This window comes from Streptomyces sp. NPDC050145, from assembly GCF_044460245.1.
Lineage (GTDB): Bacteria > Actinomycetota > Actinomycetes > Streptomycetales > Streptomycetaceae > Streptomyces.
In genome coordinates, this window is record NZ_JBITJS010000009.1 from 330,596 (window position 1) to 349,753 (window position 19,158).

The following is a 19,158-nucleotide window of genomic DNA, read 5'->3' on the forward strand; positions in this document are numbered from 1 at the left end:
TCCACCGCCGCGGCCGCTTCCGTGTGGAGGGCGTCTTCACTCGTCCTCGCCCCCGTCGTGGTGGCGGGGCCCGTTGAGCAGGTTGTTCTCCTGGATCCGGCGGAACATCTCCCGCGCTTCACTCCGGGAGCCGGTCGACGATCCGAGCCCGCCGCTCAGCCGGGGCTGAGGCCGTGTCACTCGCCCCGTGCTGCCGGCCGGGGCAGGACCTGCCGCCGGACCGGACGACGGTGCTGCTGAACCCGACCCACCGCCGGACTCGGGGGAGAGGGAGGCGGACGGAGTTCGGGTGCTCGGGCCGGCCGGTCGCGGGCGGGGCCCGTATACGGCGGGCCCGGAGGGCACGGTCGCCTGCGCCCACGACACCGACGGCCCCGAAGCCGCGCCCGCCGTAGTCGCGGCCACGGACGTGCTCGTGGACGAGAGCGCAGAGCCGGCTGTCGCCGAGGCGCGCGGCGTACTGGTGGTGTGGGACGCGGGGGCGCTGAGGCGGCGGCCGCTGGGTGTCAGGTGGGCCGAGGCGGTCTGGAGCATGCTGCCCCAGGCCTGTCCGTCCTGGCGCAGGGTGTTGGACCACACCCGCAGCTGCTGGCGGGTGTCCTGCGTGGCGTTCGACGTCCCGGACCGCATCGTGCGGGCCGTGGCGGCCAGTCCCATCGTGGCGCCGTAGAGGGCGCGGCCGCCGGTGTGGGTGACGCGGTAGGCGCGCAGCCGCACCAGCCGGTTGTGGGCGCGGGTGGACAGGAGGGTGCGGTCGTCGTTCTGGTCGTGCAGGACCTCGCCGGTCGACGGGTTGACGATCTGCCCGTCCGCGTTGCGGTAGCGGTCCGAAGGCCCGCCCGCCTGCGGCCCGTTCGGGTTGATCCGCCCACCTGGTCCGCCCGCGCTGCCGTTGCCGTTGGGGCCGTGGCCGTTTTCGGCCTGAGCGTCGTCCGGGTCGGAGCCGCCGGCTGTGGGCTTGCGCCGTTTGGCGAGCTTGGCGTCGTCGGGTCGTTTGCCGACCAGGGCGGACCAGGCGCCGCCCGCGGCAATGCGTGCACCGGCGACGGCGAGTCCGATGGGTGCGAGTCCGCGGGACACTTCGGCGTTGGCGTCCGCGAGGAGTCGGCCGGGATCGCCGGGCATGCCCGTGCCGTCGAGGAGGCCGCGCCCGACGCCCTGCAGCAGGCTCCCGGTTCCCATGCCGAGGCCGGTCAGGCCGCGGCCGCGCAGAGATCCGCCGCCCAGTGCGCCGCTGCTGGCGCCGTTGCCGATGCTCATGGCGAGGGCGGCGCCGAGCTGGGAGTCGCCGGCCAGGTGGCTGCCGCCGATGTTCGCGTACCGCATCCGCAGGGTCAGGCGCTGGCCGAACGAGGTGATCAGCACGAGCAGGCGGCGGTGGAAGGCGACACCGACCACGGCCAGCACATCGATCAGCAGCAGGCGTTCGGCGAGCAGGTCGGGACCGTCGGTCAGAATCACGTCCATCGTGATGCCGACCGCCGGGATGAACGTGGCGATTGCGAGGATGGCGGCCATGGAGATCCCGAACAAGGCGATCCACTTCCACACGACCGTGCGGCTCGGGCCGGGCAGCATCCCCCACACGAACGCCACACCGCCGCCGGCCGCGGCCCCGGCGCACACGGCGGAGATCCCGAGCAGAACCATGGCGGCCGACAGCAGCAGCGCGCAGATCAGCAGCGCCGCGATGAACACCATCACCACCGACGCGACGCGCCACCAGCTGGGCTTGGCCGCGTAGTCGGCGCATTCCTTGCCGACCGGCCCCGCCTTCTTCAGATCCTTCAGGAAGGCGGCGAACTCCTGGTCGTCCTCGGACAGCACCGGGGCGACGGCGTCGAGGAGCTCTCCGCCCGGGGTCAGCTCCGGCAACGTGTCCGGACCCTTGTCGCTCGGCTCACGCTCGCAGTACGCCTTGGCTGGGCCCTTGATGAGGTCGCAGTAGTCCTCGCCCTCCCTCTTCTTCTTGTCCTTCTGCTCGCCGTAGCCGCCGGCCACCCATTTCAGGTGCACGGCGTACGCCTTGCGGTCGGCCCGCTTGCCAGGGTCGAGAATCCGCCCGTACTGGAGCAGCATGAACGGCTTGACCACCAGCGAGTTGGTGACCGCGTCCTGGATCGGCCGCGCGATCCGCTTCGCATCAGGGCTGGCGTTCAGGCCCATGCACTTCTGCTCGGCGAACCCGGCCATCCCTGCGCAGGGGCCGTTGTCCGCGACCTTGCCGCCCCAGGTGTGGGAGTTGACGGTCAGCTGTGCGACATCGGCGGCGGCCGACTGCGCCTGGAGGACGGGTCCTTCCTTGCCGAGCAGGAAGTTCGGGGTGACGAACACGGAGGCGGCGAGCGCGCCGATCACCAGCGTCAGGAAGATCTCCCCGAAGCCCTTCACGTATTTGCCGCGCATCACCAGGACGAGCCCGAACACGAACGCCCACGCCAGCAGCGCGGCCTTGAGACCGAGGTCGTCGACGACGGCCTCGGTGTAGGCCTCGGAGAGGTGCTGCGCGGGCTTGGTCAGCAGCTTGAGCAGCGGGAAGCGGTAGGCGACCTCGATGGCCCAGCAGGCGAGGCCGGCCAGGGCCTGGACCACGGTGAACAGCCCGCCGAGCACGGCGACCTGCATGTTGCCCGGGAATGCGAACACGCTGCCGCTCTGCGCGCCGAGCTCGTACCCCTCGAGGGAGACCCCTTCGGAGGTGTTCAGCTGCAGTGGGGAGAGCAGTCCGCCGGAGCCGGTGGCCGAGTCGGCGGCCTGGGCGACGGAGGTGTTGACGGTGAGGAACACGATCACGAGCAGCGTGGTGAAGGCGGCAGCGCGGAGCGTGCCGCGGTCCGGGCGCCGCATCACAGCCCCCGACGCCGGCGCCGCAGCACGAACAGGACGGTCAGGCCAGTGGCGACGACGCCGAGCGGCCAGGAGTCGGCCAGGCTCAGACCTGGCTTGGCGTCGGGCGCCGGAGCGCCCAGGCAGTAGGCGTGGGCCGGGCCGACGATCGCGTCGCACACATCCGGCTCGGACGAGGTGGCCTGCGCGGCAGGGACGGCGTCGGGGGCCGGGACCGCGTCCGCGGGGCGGGTGCTGCTGGGGGAGGCGGCGAAGGCTTCGCCGGTCTGCGGCCACCAGGCGTCCGGCAGGCTGGGGGAGGCGATCACGAACGCGAGCGCGGCCAGCAACAGCGCGATGGTCATGGCCGTCGCGGCCCAGGCGGCGAGGAGCCGTCGCTTCGATCCGATGGTGGTCATGACGACACCTCCTGGTGGTCGGCGGGCTGAGGCTGGGGTGGGGTCTGCTTGTCGCCGGGGGTGGTGCGGATGTGGTCGGCGATCCGCTTGACGGCGGGGATGTGGACCTTGATGCGGCCGGTGTTCTGCCGGGGCCCGGTCAGGAACATCTCGCCGGCCCGCTCCGGGACGCCGACGGGGGAGAAGTTCTGCACCGTGCGCACCAGCTCGTTGTCGCGGCTGTCGAGACCGATGAACTCCAGCCCACGGCGTGCGGACTCGCGATCGGCGGTGCGGGCGAGGGCCTTGTAGGCGAAGAGGTTGCGGTCGGGGCCGAGTTCCTTGGCGTCGTGCGCGCCGGCGAACAGACCGGCGAAGTGCTTGCGGCCGTCGTGGAGAATCTCGTGCACCAGCGCGAGGCCTTCGGCGGAGCTGGTCAGCCAGTACATCTCGTCGGTGACCACGCCGCAGAAGCGGGACAGGTCGCTGAAGGCGGCCTCGCGGGCCATCGCCGCGATCAGATACAGCACCGCCCTGCCGATCAGCGCCTCGAGCGGCTGCTGGGCGAGGATCTCGGGCTTCTCGAACGCCTCCTTCGGCGGCAGCGTCAGCCCGGTGGTGGTGATAACGATCAGGTCCGCGTCCACGCCGTCCAGGCGGGCCACCGGCAGGTTGGGGTCGAAGACCATCGCGGCAAGCGGACTGGTCGTGACCAGACGCAGCATCCCCACCAAAGACTTCGCCAGCCCCGCCTGCTCGTCATCGGTGTCGGCCGCGGTGGCGGCGAGGATGTCGACAACGCGCGACATCGACGGCTCGGTCCCGGCAGCGGCCTGCTCGACAGCCTGGTAGAGCAGCCCGCCTTCGGCGCTCATGGCGCCGATCCCGAGCTGCAGGGTGAGGTAGTTGAGCGCGTACTGGCGGCCCTGCGGGCCAGGGAACAGGCGCAGCGGGTCGATGGACAGTTCGGCGCGGGCGGCGTCGATGATCTGGTGTCGGCCGGGTGCGGAGCCGCGGGCGAACCGTGCCCATTCCCGTCCTGGGGTGCGGTCGATGCAGATCGCGCGGCCGCCGCGGTCGATGGTGGCGGCCTCGACACTCTTCTCCAGGACACTCTTGCCGCCGCCCAGGTCCCCGACGACGGCCAACGACGCGGAGGCGTCGTGCTTGGGGGCGTCGGAGACGTTGATGAGGACGGGGCGGGTGGTGCCGCAGTCCAGGTCCTGGCCCAGCAGCATCCCGCTGGGGTCGCCGGTCTCGGTGCGGGTGAACGCGCCGCACATCGCCCAGTCCTCGGCGACCTGGTGCTGGGTGAACTCCTGCAGAGCGAACGGCCGCACACTGCCCGGCAGCCCGAACGCGAACAGCTCCTGCTGCAGGCCGGTCGGGCGCAGCAGCCGGTAGTTCACCCCCGACAGCAGCTTCTCCAGCGCCCGCGCCCGCGCGTCACACAGCTCGGGGGTCGGCGCCCACACGGTCAGCACGGTCACCGACTGGACCTCGACCTCGGTCGAGTTCCTGGCCATCCGCTTGTCCATCTCCCTGAGGTCGCGGGCGGCCTCGGGGAGATCGGTAGGCAGGCCGGTGGGGCGGGCGTCGTACTGGTCGACCTGGTCGACGAGCTCGGTCCGCTTGTTCTGGATCTTCCGACGGGCCTCCTCCGCGCTGACCAGGTTCAGGCTGACGGTGAAGTCGACCGGGAAGTCGAGCGCCTCCAACTGCGCGAACAGATCCGCCGCCCCCAGGGAGACAGCCGGCGGGGCCTCGGCCAGCGCGAGGTGAGCCTGATAGCCGGTGCCCTCCGTCGTCTCGACCTGCAGCCAGCTGCGCCGCAGCGGAGAGACCGACGCCCGCCACCACTGCCGACCCGTCAACTTCGAACCAGAGCGGGCCCACCCTTGGTGCTTGCGCCCGGCCAAGAGCGCGCGCCAGCTCGAGGCCCGGCCCCCGGCCGGGCTGGGCTTCGTGGACGGGTAGGGGCGGCCGCCCTCCTCGAGGCGCACCTGCCCGAGATCCGCGTAGCTGGGCGAGACCAGCACCCCGTCCCGCACCCGGCCCGCGTACAGCGGGCTGTCGGAGGCCTCGGACAGCAGCGGTTCACGCTGACCTCGGTGCAGCGCGTGCTGCACCAGCCACACCACCTCGGCCGGGACCGCCGGACGGAACGGGACCGCGGCCGCCATCTGCGCCTCGACCTGCGCCGCCTTCTCCCGCATCCGGGCCAGGTCGCCGTCGCTGACCGGGGACGGGGAAAGCCCCAACACGTCCGCCAGTTCACCGAATGCCCCCGCTCCCGCGGTACGCGCCGGGCCGCGCCGAGCGCTGGTCTCGTCCGACAGGGGAACGGCCAGCCACAGGGTGCGGCGGTGCATCTCGGCGCCGTCCAGCACGTCGAGTGCTGCCTCGACGTGCTCCACCCACGGCCGGGCCGCGGGCTGCAGGTCACCGTGCTCGTCGTGCAGGCCCTCCAGCATCCGCCACGCGATCTCCGCAGGGTCGACCTGTGCACACACGCCGAACAGGCGGGGCTCGCCCGACAGCGAGCGCACCAGCTGGGTCACGCGCTGCAGCTGCTCCTCGCGCACCGACTGCGGCATGTAGGCGCCGACGGCCGCCTCGGTGCTGTGCCCCTCCTCTCCTGCTTCCGGGTACAGGCGGTAGATCGCCCAGGTGCTGCCCTCGCTGGAGACCAGCACGTGGCCCGCGATGTGACGGATCGGAACACGCATCAGCTCTGCTCCTTCGCAGCGAGAAGTGCGGCCTGGACGGGAGACAGCGACCGGCGTGCCGCCGGCGCCGGGCGGGCGGCAGGATGCCGCCGTCGCGACGGGCTGGCGTTCTTGGCACGGAGCGGCCTGTCCGGCCCGACCGGGCGCGGGCCACGGCCGGTGGCGGGCGCCGCGTTGGTGCGGCGCGCGGCCCGCTCCGGCTCCGCCGCCGGAATCGGGGCCGTGGCGGGGACTGTGCCTGGGATGGTGAGGGACTGGAGGGAGAAGGAGCCGGTGAGCGCCTGCGGGCGCCGGTCGCGGGCCGCCCGTCCCGCGATCCGCCCGCCCGCGGGCTGCGCGGCCCGGGCGATGACGCCGAGAGCTGCGCCGACCGGAGTGCGCCCGGCGACCTTGTGGCGGCGGCACACGAAGATCGCAGCCGCCCAGCCGACGACCGGCACCGGCCCCAGGAGCGACCACCACAGGGATGCGGTCTTCACCAGCAGCAGGCCACCGCCGGACATGACCGCGATCTGCACCGCGTTGAACGGCCCGAACGGGATCCTCCAGTCGGCGAACTTCCCGATCACCCACGGCAGACGGCGCGCCGACGTGTAGAACCGGGCGGTGCGCACCTGCTCGGCCGCGGCACTCACAGTGCACCGCCGTCGAGGCCGGGTACCCGCACACCGGGAGCGATCTCACCGCGGGCCGGTCCGTAGCGGGTGGCGGTGGGGGCGGCGCCGTTGGTGACCTCGTCCTCGACCTTCTTCGCCCCGTCCTCCCGCGCCCCGTACAGGCCCAGCGCCAGCATCATCAGGAGCAGAGCACCGACACCGGCCTTGAGGCTGAAGCGGGTCACCAGCACGTACAGGACGATCACAGCGAGCGCGACCTTGAGGCCCTTGTCCGCCCAGACGGCGAACATGTCGATCCAGTTGTTGCCGAGGTCCTCCAGCGCCCCGGCCAGAACCAGCGAGTTGCCCATCACTTGGTCTCACCGCCGCCCGAGGTGAGTGCGGCGATCTCCCACCGGCCACCACGCGCCGACAGCGTCAGCTCGTAGGACAGTGGCCACACCCCCGCCGGGGTGTGCGCGTTGGCGTTTGCCTGGACGTGGACGCGGGTGCCGTCCGCGGGGACCTGTTCGCCGGCGGCGGTCGCCTCGCGGGCGGTGACCGTCTCGGGGTCGACCTGTTCGGCGACTGCCGGAGTCACGGCGGACAGCTTGGTGGTGGGGGCGAGATAGCGGTCGACGTCGCCGCCACCCGACAGGTACGCGCCGAGGAAGTCCCCGACCGTGTCGGCCAGCGGACCGTCCGGAACCTCGACCTTGTACGGCGACAGCGCCGTATTCGCGGCCGAGGGCGCGGCCACCAGCGCGGGCGGCCCGGTCACCGTGACAGCCTCGCCCGAGCGGGACGCGGCCGCAGGGACGGCGAAGTAGCGCACCGCATCCCGGTACCGGGCGGCGACCGTCACCGACCACTGGCCACCGGCACGCTGCATGCTGCGCACCGCGGTCACCTGCTCCAGCCCCTTGCCCGCATCCGCCTTGTCGGTGTCCGGCTCGGGCAGGGCAACGTCCGGACCGAGCTGCAGGGCCCGCAGCGCAGCGCTGCTGTCGGGCACGTTCGCGTCGGAGCGCAGCCACGCGTCGACGAACTCGGCGACGTAGCCGCCCGGGTCCGCCGGAGCCGCGGCCGCGGCGGTTCGTACCGGGGTGGGGGAGGCCTGGGCGACGACCGTGGCCGACGGCTGGGACAGGACGAGCACGAGCGCGGCGGGGCCGGCGATCAGGCACGCCCACGCCCCGGCCCGGCCCAGCCGGATCGTGCGGCGCGTGCGGGCCAGGTCGACACCGGCGAGTGTCGGCGGCGCCTCACGAGTTGCAGCTGGCATCAGCGATCTCCAAGGAGGGAGAGGGAAACGAGTTGATGCCATGACCAAACCCGGCAGCGTGCACCGCTTCGCGCACCAGTTCCGGGCCTGGGGATCTCGGATCCGTCACGATCAGACCGGTGCATCTATTGGTGCGCAGACCGGTGCACGTTTCCGCGAACGCGCACCGGGGCCACTGCGCACAGACGCCGGCGCAGCCCTGCGCACCCGCCGGTGAGGGGCACGGCAGGTGCGCAGCCGGCACACGGTCAGGCGGGACTGGCCACACACCAGGGCACTGCCGTTGTGCACCGAGCGTGACCGTGAACGCCCGTGCCCGCGGCACTGCGCAGTTCCCGGCCGAGCAGTGCACAACCTGCTCTGGGCGCGCGGACGGACTGCGCAGAGCACGGTGCGCCGCACTGCGCACCTGGGGAATCCGACTGCGCAGGCCTTGCGCACGCCAGCTGCGCAGTCGCCGGGCAGGCATGCGGGTGCGCACCGGACCAGACCCTGGCGCGCGACTGCGCAGTCGCCGAACTTGAGGCGAGATCAGGGTGGTGCGCAGCCGTGGGATGCGGGCCGGTGCGCGTTTCGCCGAGGCTCACCAAACGCGCACCGGCCCCAGAGAGCCCCCGACTCAGAACGTGCACCGGTGCCGCGGAGTCCCTCCTGGAGTCCGAGCCTCCCTGTTCTTCCTCGTAAGCTAGTGACCTGCGGCAGTGCACGTTTCAGTGAGTCCACTGGTGCGCGTTTTCCACCGGCTGACAGAACACGCACCAGTCGCTCCACCCGGCCTCAGCGCTCAGGCACCGGCCGCCGATCCACGCCGCCACAGGGACGATCTGACGGCGCCTCGGGATCGGAGGGACTGCCCGCTGCGCAGCAGCCGGCCGGTGTGCAGTTACCGCGACAGAGCACCCGCGGCGCTGCACAAGTGCACTGCGCACCACCACACCTGAGCCGTGCTGCGCACCGCTCAGACCACCGGCGGGCAGCGACTGCGCAACCTCTCGTGCTGCCCTTGGAAGACCGGACTTTGCCTCGGTGCGCAGTTCCTGGGCGCACCGGGGGAACGGAATGCGCACCAGCACGCGCACCACTGCACAGCCTCACGGACCGTGACGCAACCGTGTCCTCCACCGCCTCGTTCGGTACGCGGACCGGTGCACGCCGGCGGGTCAACTCCTCCATGAACTCAAGATCCGCAAGCCCCGACGGTGCTGCGGGTCCCGGACGGACGGAGTCGACAGTGAGCACAGCGCAGCGCGGGTACGGGGGAATGATCCGGCGCGGCCCGATGGCCATCGACGTGATCGGCGCGCACTACACCACTGTCTTCAACCAGGCGATCCGGGACCACAGGTTGTCCCGCCGCGCCCGCGGTCTCCTCGTCGAGCTCCTCAGCCACCGCGACGGATACGGCATCTCGCTCGCCATGCTCATCAAGGCCGGCCCCGAAGGACGAGACGCTCTGCGCTCCGCACTGCGGGAGCTGGAGACCTTCGGCTACCTCGTGCGCGAACGAGCCCGGGCCGCGGGCGGTCAGCTCGGTGAGACCCGCTACTTCATCACGGACATGCCCGCCGGAACCGAGCTCGTCGGACTGCCCGCACAGGCTGTCGACGACGCCTCAGCACCCATGTCGAGCAGGCCAGCGCGTTCTCGCAGGTCAGCACCAGAGTCGGAAAATCCGTCCCTGGAGGGGCCGTCACAAACCCGCAGGTCAGAACCAAGGTCGGATTTCCCTACGTTGGCTGAGCCTACGTTGGTGAATCGCCCCCATAAGAAGAACAACCTCAAGAAGACCAACCAGCAGAACACCAACCCCCTCCCTCCCTCCGCGTCGCGCACGCCCGAAAGCACGGGAGGAGGGACGGACGGGGCGGCGGCCGCCCGGGGTGAGCAGACACTGTTGTCGATCGCCCGTCACCACCCCGAGCTCCACGCCGCGCTCGCGACCGGAAGCACCCTCGCCGACCAGGCCCCGCTCGTCGGCCGCCTACTGGTCGGGGGCGTCAGCCGCGAGCAGATCCGCGAAACACTTACCGGACGCCCCTATCCGCCGCCGCAGGAACGCACCCACTCCCTCGCAGCCCTCGTCGCCGCCCGCCTCAACCAGCTCGCACTCCTGGCCGCCGCAGCCGACCAGACCCACACACCCCCGCCGGCGCGCACGCCCGGCACCCCACCCAAGGCCGGGCCCCGCCTGCCTGTGATCGACGTGGCCGTCCGGCGCCACGAGTGCGAGGGACAGGACGGCATGTGCGGCGTCCCCGTCGACGCACCCGGCGAACTTTGTGCCCGCTGCGCCCGCCCGGCTCCGGCAGAAGACGAGGCGTGATCCACAATGAGGGCGGATCCGCGACCGGGGGAGGGGCGTTGCTGACTGCGGTGATCGGGTTCGCTGTCATCTGGGGTGCGGCGAGTGGGTGGTGCCTCCTGGCGCCGCTTCACCGTCTCTGTGTCCCGACCGGTGATCCCTGGCGTGCGACGTGCCCCGACGGCCACGCGCTGCCGGTGGGAGCCCGCGGCTGGCTCGTACCGTGGTGCACCGTGGGCCGTCACCACTACCCCAGCCGCACCCAGACAACAGCCGTGCCGACGATCGTCGCCGGCTTGTGCCTCCTGGTCGCCCTCGCCACCGGCACACGGCCCGAACTCCTGGCCTGGGCAGCTCTCGTTCCGGCCGGAGTCCTGCTCGCCCTGGTCGACGGCCGCGTGCACCGGCTGCCCGACGTCCTCACGCTCCCCATGGCCGCTGCTGCCCTTCTCCTGCTCGGCGCGGCCAGCCTCCTGCCCCAGGCAGGCGGCACCTGGACCGGCTCTCTCCTGGGCGCGCTCGCCCTCGGAGCAGCGTTCCTGCTCATGTTCCTGGCCAGCCCCCGCGCGATGGGGTTCGGCGACGTCAAACTCGCCCTCACCCTCGGCGCCGTCCTCGGCTGGTACGGCTGGCGCGTCCTCGTACTCGGCGTCTTCGCCGGCTACCTCATCGCTGCCGCGCACGGACTCCTGCTAATCGTGCGCCGCAGGGCGACCGGCCGCACCGCGATTCCCTTCGGCCCGCCCCTCCTGCTCGGCGCCCTGCTGGGCACCGTCGCGGGCACTCTTCTGGCCTGAGTCGGGCCAGCAGGGGCCTCTTGCGCCGAAGAGGTGGCCCTTCCTGCCGGTACGGTCGCTGCGTGGAGCCGAAGCAGTGGAACGAGTGCCCGGTGCACGGGGCCGGAGTGCGTCCTGATTACCTGGTCGGGCGGCATCTCGAACGTGTCCTCGCGTCGTGGCACTTCTACGGCACGGAGCCCCGGACCGGCCCGCTGGATGTGTGGCTGATCGACAGCGAGGGCGACGTCACCCACGTGACGACGGGTTCGGACTGGTGCCTGATCGTAGAGACATCGGCCCCTCATGAGGGGTACGACATGGCGGAGGCCGGCCGCGTCGAAGTGGCGCCAATTGACAGCGAGTTCCCGATCGCAGCCCATTTCGGCGAGACGATCCTGTCAGTACACGACGAAGCAGACCCAGGCGCCGGCCGGCTCGCGCTTGAGCTCACCTTCGACTCCGGCCGTGTCCGGTGCGACACCTGGTCCGGAGACATGCGACTGTCCAGCAAGTGATCAGAGAGCCCGCGCCAGGTGTGATCACGGCGTCTCAGCCCCCTTTGGCAGCCGTGTGCACCCTGCTGAGCCCCTGATGCCAGCGCAATCCGGCGTCGACCTGCATGCCGCCTACCAAGCTCGAGAGGCAGCCAGCCGTGGGGAGCACCTCGACGAGACCGACCTGTACGAGGACGTGCGACCTGCCCTGTCCGTGCTCCGCGATGCCGGGACTCGCGTCATCATCGCGGGCAACCAGACAGTGAAAGCTGCCGGACTGCTCCGCGTACTCGACCTGCCCGCCGACCTGACCGCGACGTCCGGTGAATGGAATGCCGCCAAGCCGTCACCCGCGTTCTTCGAGCGGCTTGTCGCCGAGGCCGGCGTGCCCGCCGACGAGATTCTCTACATGGGCGACCACCCGCAGAACGACGTGTTCCCCGCACGGGCAGCCGGGCTGCGCACAGCCCACCTGAGGCACGGCCCCTGAGGCTGTGAACGACGGCGATGCCCGCCGTGGTCCGCTGTCGATGAGGTTTGGGGTCAGTCCCACCAGAGCACGACGAGAAGCTGCCGCTGGGCGGCATCAAGGTAGAACTCGCGCAGGGCATTGAAGTGCCTCAGCAGGTACTTCTTCGGACCGCCGACGATCCTGCCTGCTGAGGGGCCGATCGCATCAGCCGCATCGACATCGTCGGCCGGAAGGCTGGCCAAGACAGCAGAGATGTCGATCTGTCCCAGCAGTTCGGCGAGGCAAGCCACTTGGGTCTCGGACAGAGCTGTCGGTGGTGGTCCGAAGGGGGCAATGTCGTGCGGGTGTGTGTTGAGGAAGTCAAGGTCGATCTCGGTGTCGCCCTTCGTGGCCCGCTGGAGGGCGTTGAGGTGGACGCCGTCGAGCTCTGCCAGGTCGCAGACGCGTTCCAGCAGCCTCGGTGCCCAGTCCAGGTCCAGAACGTCCTGTGCCGGTGGATCCCAGTTGGGATCTCCCTCGGGTGATGTTGTGGCGGACGTGCGGCAGGCGGCGAGATATGCCGCCTCGACACGGGCGAGTTGCTGGGTGACGGCCATGAAGGCAGTATTTCGACGACGTCCAGCGGTTTTCCTACTTGGTCGGGCGCCTGCCATCCTCGTCGGCGGGGTGCTTCGGGCGCCTATTGGGGCGGTAGGGCCAGAGCTTTCGCCAACGCCACCGCTCGCTCGCTGAGGCGGCCGAACCAGCGGGCTGTGTGCCCCAGGCACAGACCCTCCAACCCCAGCAGCTGGCTCCCGGCCGCCACCCGCGTACCCACCTCGATGCAGCAGCGCTCGATGAACTCACGATCATCGTCGTTCAGCACGACGCCGACCAGGGCCGCCGCCGACGCTTCGTACGAGACCTCGCCGAGCGCGCGTTCAAGCACGCCCGCGATGACGTCGCGGGCCAGAGCAGGCGGATTCGCAAACGTTCGATGGGCGTGCTCCTCTCGCAGAGGTTACGCCGTGCACTCAACCATGCACCGTGAAGCCCTTACCGCGGCGACCACAGCCGGCGGGTCTATCGTGCCGCCAGTGAGCGCCGTCTGGCCCGGCAGTCGAAACCGTCCGCGAGTGACAGCGGCGCCGTTCGGGTGTCGATGGCGCCAACGGACGGATCCGTTCGTAGAGGTCGTCCGGAGCGGGATCGCCGAGTAGAAAAGCAACGGCGCGTCATGTTCAACGAGCCGCTCGGGTTGCCCCACCAGTCCTCATTCAACGTTGGTAGAAGCCCTCGTCCTCCTCGCTCGGCTGGAGCGGTGCGAACTGCCGCATCTCGCTGCCTCGGATCATCCACATACGGAAGAACCCCTCCTCCTGATCCATCACCAGGAGCTGCACAAGGTTTGGCTCGCGCCATGGCGTGTCGAGCACACGCTGCCTGAGGGCGTCGAGGTCGGCATGATTCAAGGCACCCGCCCACACTTCGCACTCGGGGTGCTTCCAGCCACCCCATTGATGGGACTCACGGTTGGTGATCGGCTTCAGGAATCCGACGCCATGAACCTCCGGTTGAGCACGACGTGGGGCATCCGTCCGCAACCACCCACTCAGCGCCGCCACCCCTGCACTGTCGGCCATGTCAACCGAGATCATCACGTTCGCCACCCAACTCATGGCGTTCGTTGTACAGCAGCAGCCAGCATCCCTGAAGCCCGCAACGTCACCGAGCGCTGCTTCAGCCGGCTCGAGAGTCCCGTGCCATCACGACGCGGTTCGGTAAACGCAACGCCCCATGATGGACCGGACTCCACCCCGCAACGCTCGTCCTCTGGCTCCGCGGACAAGCCGGATGATCACGGCCAGTGGACTGCACTCAGCCCGTTGCCGAGATCCTTCACCACTGCTGCAGCAAGAACACCCGGGACGGCGCCGAGCCAGTCCGTCCGGAACAGCACTCGGTCCGGGCGCGCGCCGATCGGCAGTCGGCCGTACAGGACCAGCGCGTCATCGTCCTCGTCCGCCGTTTCGCCGCCCACATCGACGAGCAGTGCGACGGTCTTGTCCAACTCTCGTCGGATCAGCCGTTGAATCGCGTCGGCGGCTTGCTCGCGCTCGTTCTCGGCCAACCCGCCGAGCTCGAAGGTGAGGACCTGGGTGTCCGGCGCCACGTACCTGACATCGCACACCACGTCCGTGTCGGCCGACAGCCAGAACTGCAGGCAGAGCGGGCCGACTGACAGGCCGACAAGCTTGTGGATGCGCCCGACAGGCAGCCTCACCTGTTCCCCCGCGACGTCCAGAAGCATCCCGCAGCCCAGCTTCGGGTGCTCGACGCTCAGCCCGGACTGCGCCAAGTGGTCGGTGGCCGAGCGGAACTCGGACTCGTCCATCCGGCCCTCGAGGTACCAGGACAGGTAGGTCTTCAACACCGCCGACACTCCTCGTCGTCACGGGCCGCCACGGGGGAGACGTGACGCCGCACCACGGTGGCCACCCTCCATCGACAAGCATCCGGCACGCTGAGCCCACGGGTGATCATTTATCAGACAAGACCTAGTCACCCGAGAAGGCAATGCGCAGGTCCTTGTCCGCGCGGCAGCGCAGGCCCCACGCCAGTAGCGTCGAAACAGCCTGACTCTCGGCATCTCCCAACCGAGTAAGATCTGAACCTTCTAGCTCCCGCACCAGGCGCTCCACCGACGCACCGCGCAGCAGGGTGTCCCCGTAAGGATCGACGTCAGCAAGGGTGGGCAACCGATGCCGGCCCAGTGTGTCCAGGGCTGCCCAGAGCTCGCCATCGACGACCATCCGCTCAAGTGTCCCGACTGGGGGAGGCGGCCCTGACTTCCGCCCGGTCCGAGCGGTGGAGACCCCACGCCGTAGCTCGATGACGAGTGCCATCACGCCTCCTTGCCTGCCTCTAAGGACCATCGATGCTATCGACATCGGCTCGCTGTCTGTGCGGAAGAACAGCGCAGGTGCCTCGTGGGTCTGCCCAGCAACCCCAACCTCGGCCAGCTCCACTGTCAGCCATCGGAGACCTCACGCATAGCTGGGCGGCGGCGCGCCCTCGACGCCCATGTTGGACAGGGGCGTGTCAGTGGCTGGTGGCAGGATCCGGGTGTGGTGATCAAGGGATACGACGACGGCCCGCTGGTTGCGGGCGAGTCACTGCTGGCCCGACGGGGCTTTTGGTCGAACTACCTCATGATGTGCGGAGATGGATCCAGTCCCGTTCCGGAGTGGTTCGGCGACGACGGTGCCGATACCGATGCCTTGTCCGAAGTCCTCTTCGACCCCGAACGCTGGCCTGTGTTCCGAGTACCGACCGAAGACGGTCCCGGAGCTGTGGTGATCTACCGCAACCTGGTCGGCGACTACGGCATCGACTACCTCCTCACCCAGCCAGGCCGGAGCCACGCCCAGCAGATTGCCAGCTGGGAAGGAGAACTGTCCGGGGCCGGGCTGACCTGGCACGAACTGCTCCGCCTGGCAGAAAGCCCGTCCCCGGCAGAAGGCGTCGAGGACCCAGCCGCGCGCCTCCTGCTGATCCTTCCTCTCCTTGCCGACTTGGAGCTGCCAGAGTCGGCGTCAGCAAGGCTCGCAGCCGCCCTCACTTCGGTCGGAGCGCCGCATGACAGCGCCTTAAGCACAGCGGAGCATCTGCTGACCTGCCTGGCGAGAAGATCGCACCACGATCCAACATGGGGATCGCCACTGAGCGGCAGCTGAGGGACTGGAAGCTCGGGCCTCACTCGTCCTGGGACCGGCGAGCGTGAAGTTGTGGTGATGCCGTTGGCCTGAGCCCGCCGGTGCCGTGCCGACTGCGAGCTGCGAATCGCCTGCTTGGGTGATTAGACCGTCCCTTTCAGAACCTTGGATCGTTGCCGGCCTTCGGTAAGTTCGTGAGTGATGTCTTGTGGAGGAGGCTGTCAGTCCCTGTTCGTAGGATCACGGCATGCCTGATGCCTTCACCGTCTTGTGGACCCACGAAACGTGCCGTGCGCTGCGCAAGGCAGGGCGTGTGGGTGAGCGACCGCCGGTCGCGTTCAGCGGCGTTCACTCCTCTCTGCCCGCGTGGTCGGGTGCCCGTGCCGGGGACGAGGTGCACGCGCTGCATGTCAAGCAGCGCGAGGTGTTCGTGGTGAGTCAGATGCGAGTGCTGGACATGGAGCGCCGCGACTGCTGCGGCACAGCACCCGCCACCTGGGAGGACCCCGCGTATCCCGGGCACGCCGACTGGTCGATGCTCGGCGCGGACGGATGCGGGGCCCAGGCGGTGCACGTGGAGGCGACGCCCGTACGTTTCGATGTACCCGTCGCCGGTGAACTGCTTTCCACCCTGACCTGGCGAAACCGGCGCGGGCAGACCCGCGGACTGAAGCACGTGGTGGATGGTCGCCTTGAGAGTGCGGTCAGCCTCCACGGCTTCTACCGTTTGACGCCCGAGGCTGCCGACTCGCTGACGGAAGTCGTCAGAGCCCACGCCCGTCGTCTCTCTGGTCGGTGAGACGAGTCGGCGGGCGAGACGTCAGTTGCCCGCCCTCGTGCCGCACCTCCCTTCCGGGTAGCCGGGCGCACTCGTGGGCTGTGGCGATCGCGAGCAAGTGAGAGCTGGCGGCGAGGAGTTCGGGATGCTCGTCGGCGAGCCGGGCGGCAGTCAGCGCGGCGCGGAACATGGCGGATTCCTGTACGGACTCCTTGCTGTGTTCCTCAGCGCCCTTGAGGACGGCCCAGGCCGGTCCTTCGACACTGTGGACGCGAACATCAGCGAAGCCGGCAGCCGTCACCTCTTCGGCGAGTCCGTCCGGCGTGTGGAAGTAGGCCGCTGTGAAGCCCTTCCTGCCGGGCTCGTGGATGCCGGTCGTGAGAATGTCCTCCACGGCGTCGGCAACTCGGTCGTTGTCGAGCATGGTGGTGGCGACGTGTTCGAACAGGGAGGCGTAGCGGCCGATGGCCGCGGCCGCCACGGTCCCGCCGGGCCGCACGGTTCTGCCGGCCTCGGCCAGGGCCTGCTTGCGGTCGGCGGGATCGAGCAGGTGATACAGCGGGCCGAGCAGCAGCACGGCGTCGTAACTGTGGTCAGCCGCGGTGAGCTTGCGGGCGTCGCCGAGTTCAGCGGTGGCGCCGGTCGTGGCTGCCTGTTCGACGTGGCGCGGCACCGGGTCGACGACGTGCACGGCGTATCCGGCCTCCGTAAGCCAGCGGGCGTGGATGCCCGGCCCGCCCCCGACGTCGAGGATCCGCGCGGGCGCGGGGGGAAGGTAGCGGCGCAGAAGCTCCTGGGTGCGGACCAGCTCGAGGAGACCGTCGGCGCTGCGGGTCAGCCGGACGGACTCGTCGACGGTCTCGCTGTAGAACGCGAGGATCTCGGGTGCGAGTTGCGGTTCACCTGGCATGGCGAGAATGGTCTAACCTGACCGGTCCACCTGTCCAGCATGCACACCGGGAGAGCTCGTGGCCGTCCTCAAGTACGAACTGATCGCGGACTCGCTGCGGCAGCGCATCGCGGATGGCGACTTCGGTCCGGACGACCTGCTGCCCTCGCAGCGGGACCTCAGCCATGAGTGGGACGTGTCGCGGGCGACTGTCATCAAGGCCTACGACCTCCTGATCAACGACGGTCTCGTCGTTGCCCGTCAGGGGCAGGGCTTCAGGATTGTCCCGGCCCCGGTCGCGCGCCCTGCCGGCGGCCGCAAGGCAGGCACCACGCGCGCCGCGGGAGGCCGCAGCTACCGGATCATCGGGACTCCTGAGCGAGCCGTGCCGCCGCCCCGGATCACGGCCGCGCTCGGACTGGCAGACGGCGCCGAGGCGCTGCGCCGTGAGCGGCTGGTCGAGATGGTCGACGGCTCCCCGTACTCGTTCGTCGCAGCCTGGTTCCCGACGGACATCGCCGAGCGCTGCCCGAAGCTGTCGGGCACCAAGCAGATCGTCGAGGGCACCACGCGCTACGTGACCCGGATGACGGGACGTACTCCGGCCCAGGGCACGGACGTGACGTCGGTGCGGCTGGGAACTGCGCAGGAAGCCGAACTGCTCGAGAGGGAAGTGCCCTTCCCGGTCGTCGAGGTCCTGCACGCGGCGTACGACAAGGACGGGCGGGTGCTGGTCGTCGAGCGGGGCATCACTCCCGGCGATCTCTTCGAGGCGAGCGAGACCTACCCCATGACCGGCGGACGGTAGCAGCCAACCGCGTCGTCTGGCTCAGCCCTTTCGAGGGGAACGCCTTCGACTCACTTGACTGGACCGGTGGACCGGTCCAGTCTGTGAGGTCCGTAACTCACGCTCTGCAGACGGCTGTTGACTGGCCGGCCGAACGGGCGCCTGAGGAGCCACCATGTGACGAGGTCTCCCATGACGAAGCGCGCAGCGCGACCGCCGGTCACCAGATATGGAGGGCCCGGTGTGCTCGCGTGTCTGCGTGCCCGCGGCAGGCCGGCGGGCGGTGTCTCCGCCTCACCTTCCGGGGGCGTCGATGCCGAACTCGTAGGCGACTTCCCACCGCACGTCGGGGACGACGATGTCGGCGGTCTCGACGGGCCGGCCGTCGGCGTCGAAGTAGGTGCGCTCGATCAGCAGGACCAGGTCGCCGACGCTGATGCCGAGCAGGTTCGCCTGTGCCTGGGTGGCCCGCCCCGGCCGGGGGAGCTCGACGGCCCGCTCGACCGTGATGCCGATCGAGCGCATGCGCTCGACGACGCCGCGCCCGGCGAACGGGCCCATCTCGGGCAGTACGATCGGGGTCTGTCCGGTGATGGCCATGGGCTCCCAGCTGACCGACGTCTGAACGGGCCGGCCGTCGGCGAGGAACTCGTAGTCGGTCCGCACGCACGGATCGCCGGGGGAGATGCCGAGCCGGTGGGCGATCTCGTCCGGGGCGGGGGTGCGGGCCTGGGAGTGGGACTCCCAGGTGCCGGTGATGCCGTGGTCGGCCATGTCGGCGCGGAAGGGGCTGGTGCGCCGCTGCTCGCGGTGGCGGGAGCGGACCATGCGCAGGCGTTCGCGCGGCCGGCGCACGAACGTGCCCGATCCGCTGCGGCCCTCGAGGAAGCCCTCGATGATGAGGCGTTCCTGGGCCTTCTGGATGACGTTGGTGCCGACGTCGTAGTGGCGGGCGAGGTCGGGGCGGCCGGGCAGCTTGTCGCCGATCTGCCACTCGCCGGACTTGATGCGGCGGCGCAGGTCGCCGGCGACCCGCTGGTAGGGCGGCTGCTCGTCGTGCCCCATGCGGATTCTCCCAACGTCGTCGTGAACAACTCTCCGCGGATGTGGTGCAACCCGATTGACAAG

At 70.1% G+C, this 19,158-nt stretch carries 19 protein-coding genes and 1 pseudogene; 7 read left to right on the top strand and 13 right to left on the bottom strand.

What is annotated here, in order from left to right; translation table 11 throughout:
* Positions 1 to 36 precede the first annotated feature (36 nt).
* The 6 genes from ACIBTU_RS20390 to ACIBTU_RS20415 are packed head-to-tail and all read right to left on the bottom strand — an operon-like array spanning position 37 to position 7,834.
* Entirely contained in the window at positions 37 to 2,847 is a 2,811-nt protein-coding gene (locus ACIBTU_RS20390; protein WP_399127671.1) for a hypothetical protein, read from the bottom strand.
* Positions 2,847 to 3,245, bottom strand: coding sequence for a hypothetical protein (locus tag ACIBTU_RS20395; RefSeq protein WP_399127672.1), 399 nt, complete (start codon positions 3,243 to 3,245; stop codon positions 2,847 to 2,849). The genes ACIBTU_RS20390 and ACIBTU_RS20395 overlap by 1 nt, the downstream gene beginning before the upstream one ends.
* Complete coding sequence (locus ACIBTU_RS20400; RefSeq protein WP_399127673.1) at positions 3,242 to 5,953, bottom strand: ATP-binding protein; 2,712 nt, start codon at positions 5,951 to 5,953, stop codon at positions 3,242 to 3,244. The genes ACIBTU_RS20395 and ACIBTU_RS20400 overlap by 4 nt, the downstream gene beginning before the upstream one ends.
* The gene (locus ACIBTU_RS20405) at positions 5,953 to 6,588 is read right to left on the bottom strand and encodes a hypothetical protein (RefSeq protein ID WP_399127674.1); all 636 of its coding nucleotides are present in this window, start codon (positions 6,586 to 6,588) and stop codon (positions 5,953 to 5,955) included. Before ACIBTU_RS20405 ends, ACIBTU_RS20400 begins: the two co-directional genes overlap by 1 nt.
* Positions 6,585 to 6,920, bottom strand: coding sequence for a hypothetical protein (locus ACIBTU_RS20410; protein WP_399127675.1), 336 nt, complete (start codon positions 6,918 to 6,920; stop codon positions 6,585 to 6,587). Before ACIBTU_RS20410 ends, ACIBTU_RS20405 begins: the two co-directional genes overlap by 4 nt.
* Complete coding sequence (locus ACIBTU_RS20415) at positions 6,920 to 7,834, bottom strand: conjugal transfer protein (protein ID WP_399127676.1); 915 nt, start codon at positions 7,832 to 7,834, stop codon at positions 6,920 to 6,922. The genes ACIBTU_RS20410 and ACIBTU_RS20415 overlap by 1 nt, the downstream gene beginning before the upstream one ends.
* Positions 7,835 to 9,065: 1,231 nt before the next feature.
* Between ACIBTU_RS20415 and ACIBTU_RS20420 the strand changes: the two genes are divergently transcribed.
* The 4 genes and pseudogenes from ACIBTU_RS20420 to ACIBTU_RS20435 all read left to right on the top strand — a co-directional run.
* Positions 9,066 to 10,157, top strand: coding sequence for a hypothetical protein (locus tag ACIBTU_RS20420; protein ID WP_399127677.1), 1,092 nt, complete (start codon positions 9,066 to 9,068; stop codon positions 10,155 to 10,157).
* A gap of 212 nt (positions 10,158 to 10,369) precedes the next feature.
* A complete protein-coding gene (locus tag ACIBTU_RS20425; RefSeq protein ID WP_399127678.1) occupies positions 10,370 to 10,933 on the top strand; it encodes a prepilin peptidase in 564 nt (187 codons plus the stop codon).
* 62 nt (positions 10,934 to 10,995) lie between these two features.
* On the top strand, positions 10,996 to 11,430 hold the full coding sequence (locus ACIBTU_RS20430) for a hypothetical protein (protein WP_399127679.1): 435 nt from the start codon (positions 10,996 to 10,998) through the stop codon (positions 11,428 to 11,430).
* Positions 11,431 to 11,455: 25 nt separating this feature from the next.
* A pseudogene (locus tag ACIBTU_RS20435) lies at positions 11,456 to 11,896 on the top strand (HAD family hydrolase); the annotation flags it as partial.
* Between the two features lie 56 nt (positions 11,897 to 11,952).
* Here the strand turns inward: ACIBTU_RS20435 and ACIBTU_RS20440 are convergent.
* From ACIBTU_RS20440 to ACIBTU_RS20460, 5 genes are all read right to left on the bottom strand, one after another.
* Positions 11,953 to 12,477, bottom strand: coding sequence for a DUF1877 domain-containing protein (locus ACIBTU_RS20440; protein WP_399127680.1), 525 nt, complete (start codon positions 12,475 to 12,477; stop codon positions 11,953 to 11,955).
* A gap of 83 nt (positions 12,478 to 12,560) precedes the next feature.
* Positions 12,561 to 12,809, bottom strand: a complete 249-nt coding sequence (locus ACIBTU_RS20445) for a hypothetical protein (protein ID WP_399127681.1) — start codon at positions 12,807 to 12,809, stop codon at positions 12,561 to 12,563.
* A gap of 328 nt (positions 12,810 to 13,137) precedes the next feature.
* The gene (locus ACIBTU_RS20450; RefSeq protein WP_399127682.1) at positions 13,138 to 13,539 is read right to left on the bottom strand and encodes a squamosa promoter-binding protein 15; all 402 of its coding nucleotides are present in this window, start codon (positions 13,537 to 13,539) and stop codon (positions 13,138 to 13,140) included.
* A gap of 179 nt (positions 13,540 to 13,718) precedes the next feature.
* The gene (locus tag ACIBTU_RS20455) at positions 13,719 to 14,294 is read right to left on the bottom strand and encodes a hypothetical protein (RefSeq protein ID WP_399127683.1); all 576 of its coding nucleotides are present in this window, start codon (positions 14,292 to 14,294) and stop codon (positions 13,719 to 13,721) included.
* A gap of 124 nt (positions 14,295 to 14,418) precedes the next feature.
* Positions 14,419 to 14,673, bottom strand: coding sequence for a hypothetical protein (locus ACIBTU_RS20460; protein WP_399127684.1), 255 nt, complete (start codon positions 14,671 to 14,673; stop codon positions 14,419 to 14,421).
* 315 nt (positions 14,674 to 14,988) lie between these two features.
* Between ACIBTU_RS20460 and ACIBTU_RS20465 the strand changes: the two genes are divergently transcribed.
* The gene (locus ACIBTU_RS20465) at positions 14,989 to 15,597 is read left to right on the top strand and encodes a hypothetical protein (protein ID WP_399127685.1); all 609 of its coding nucleotides are present in this window, start codon (positions 14,989 to 14,991) and stop codon (positions 15,595 to 15,597) included.
* Between the two features lie 226 nt (positions 15,598 to 15,823).
* Positions 15,824 to 16,375 (top strand): hypothetical protein, encoded by a 552-nt coding sequence (locus ACIBTU_RS20470; protein ID WP_399127686.1) that lies wholly within the window; start codon positions 15,824 to 15,826, stop codon positions 16,373 to 16,375.
* Here ACIBTU_RS20470 and ACIBTU_RS20475 read toward each other — a convergent pair.
* Entirely contained in the window at positions 16,341 to 17,264 is a 924-nt protein-coding gene (locus ACIBTU_RS20475) for a class I SAM-dependent methyltransferase (RefSeq protein WP_399127687.1), read from the bottom strand. The two genes, ACIBTU_RS20470 and ACIBTU_RS20475, sit on opposite strands and share 35 nt — an antisense overlap.
* Before the next feature lie 58 nt (positions 17,265 to 17,322).
* On the opposite strand from ACIBTU_RS20475, the gene ACIBTU_RS20480 reads away from it, so the two are divergent.
* Positions 17,323 to 18,051: a GntR family transcriptional regulator gene (locus tag ACIBTU_RS20480; protein WP_399127688.1), complete on the top strand. Its 729-nt coding sequence runs from the start codon at positions 17,323 to 17,325 to the stop codon at positions 18,049 to 18,051.
* 273 nt (positions 18,052 to 18,324) lie between these two features.
* On the opposite strand, the gene ACIBTU_RS20485 is transcribed toward ACIBTU_RS20480, so the two are convergent.
* Entirely contained in the window at positions 18,325 to 19,095 is a 771-nt protein-coding gene (locus ACIBTU_RS20485; RefSeq protein WP_399127689.1) for a GntR family transcriptional regulator, read from the bottom strand.
* Between the last annotated feature and the right edge of the window lie 63 nt (positions 19,096 to 19,158).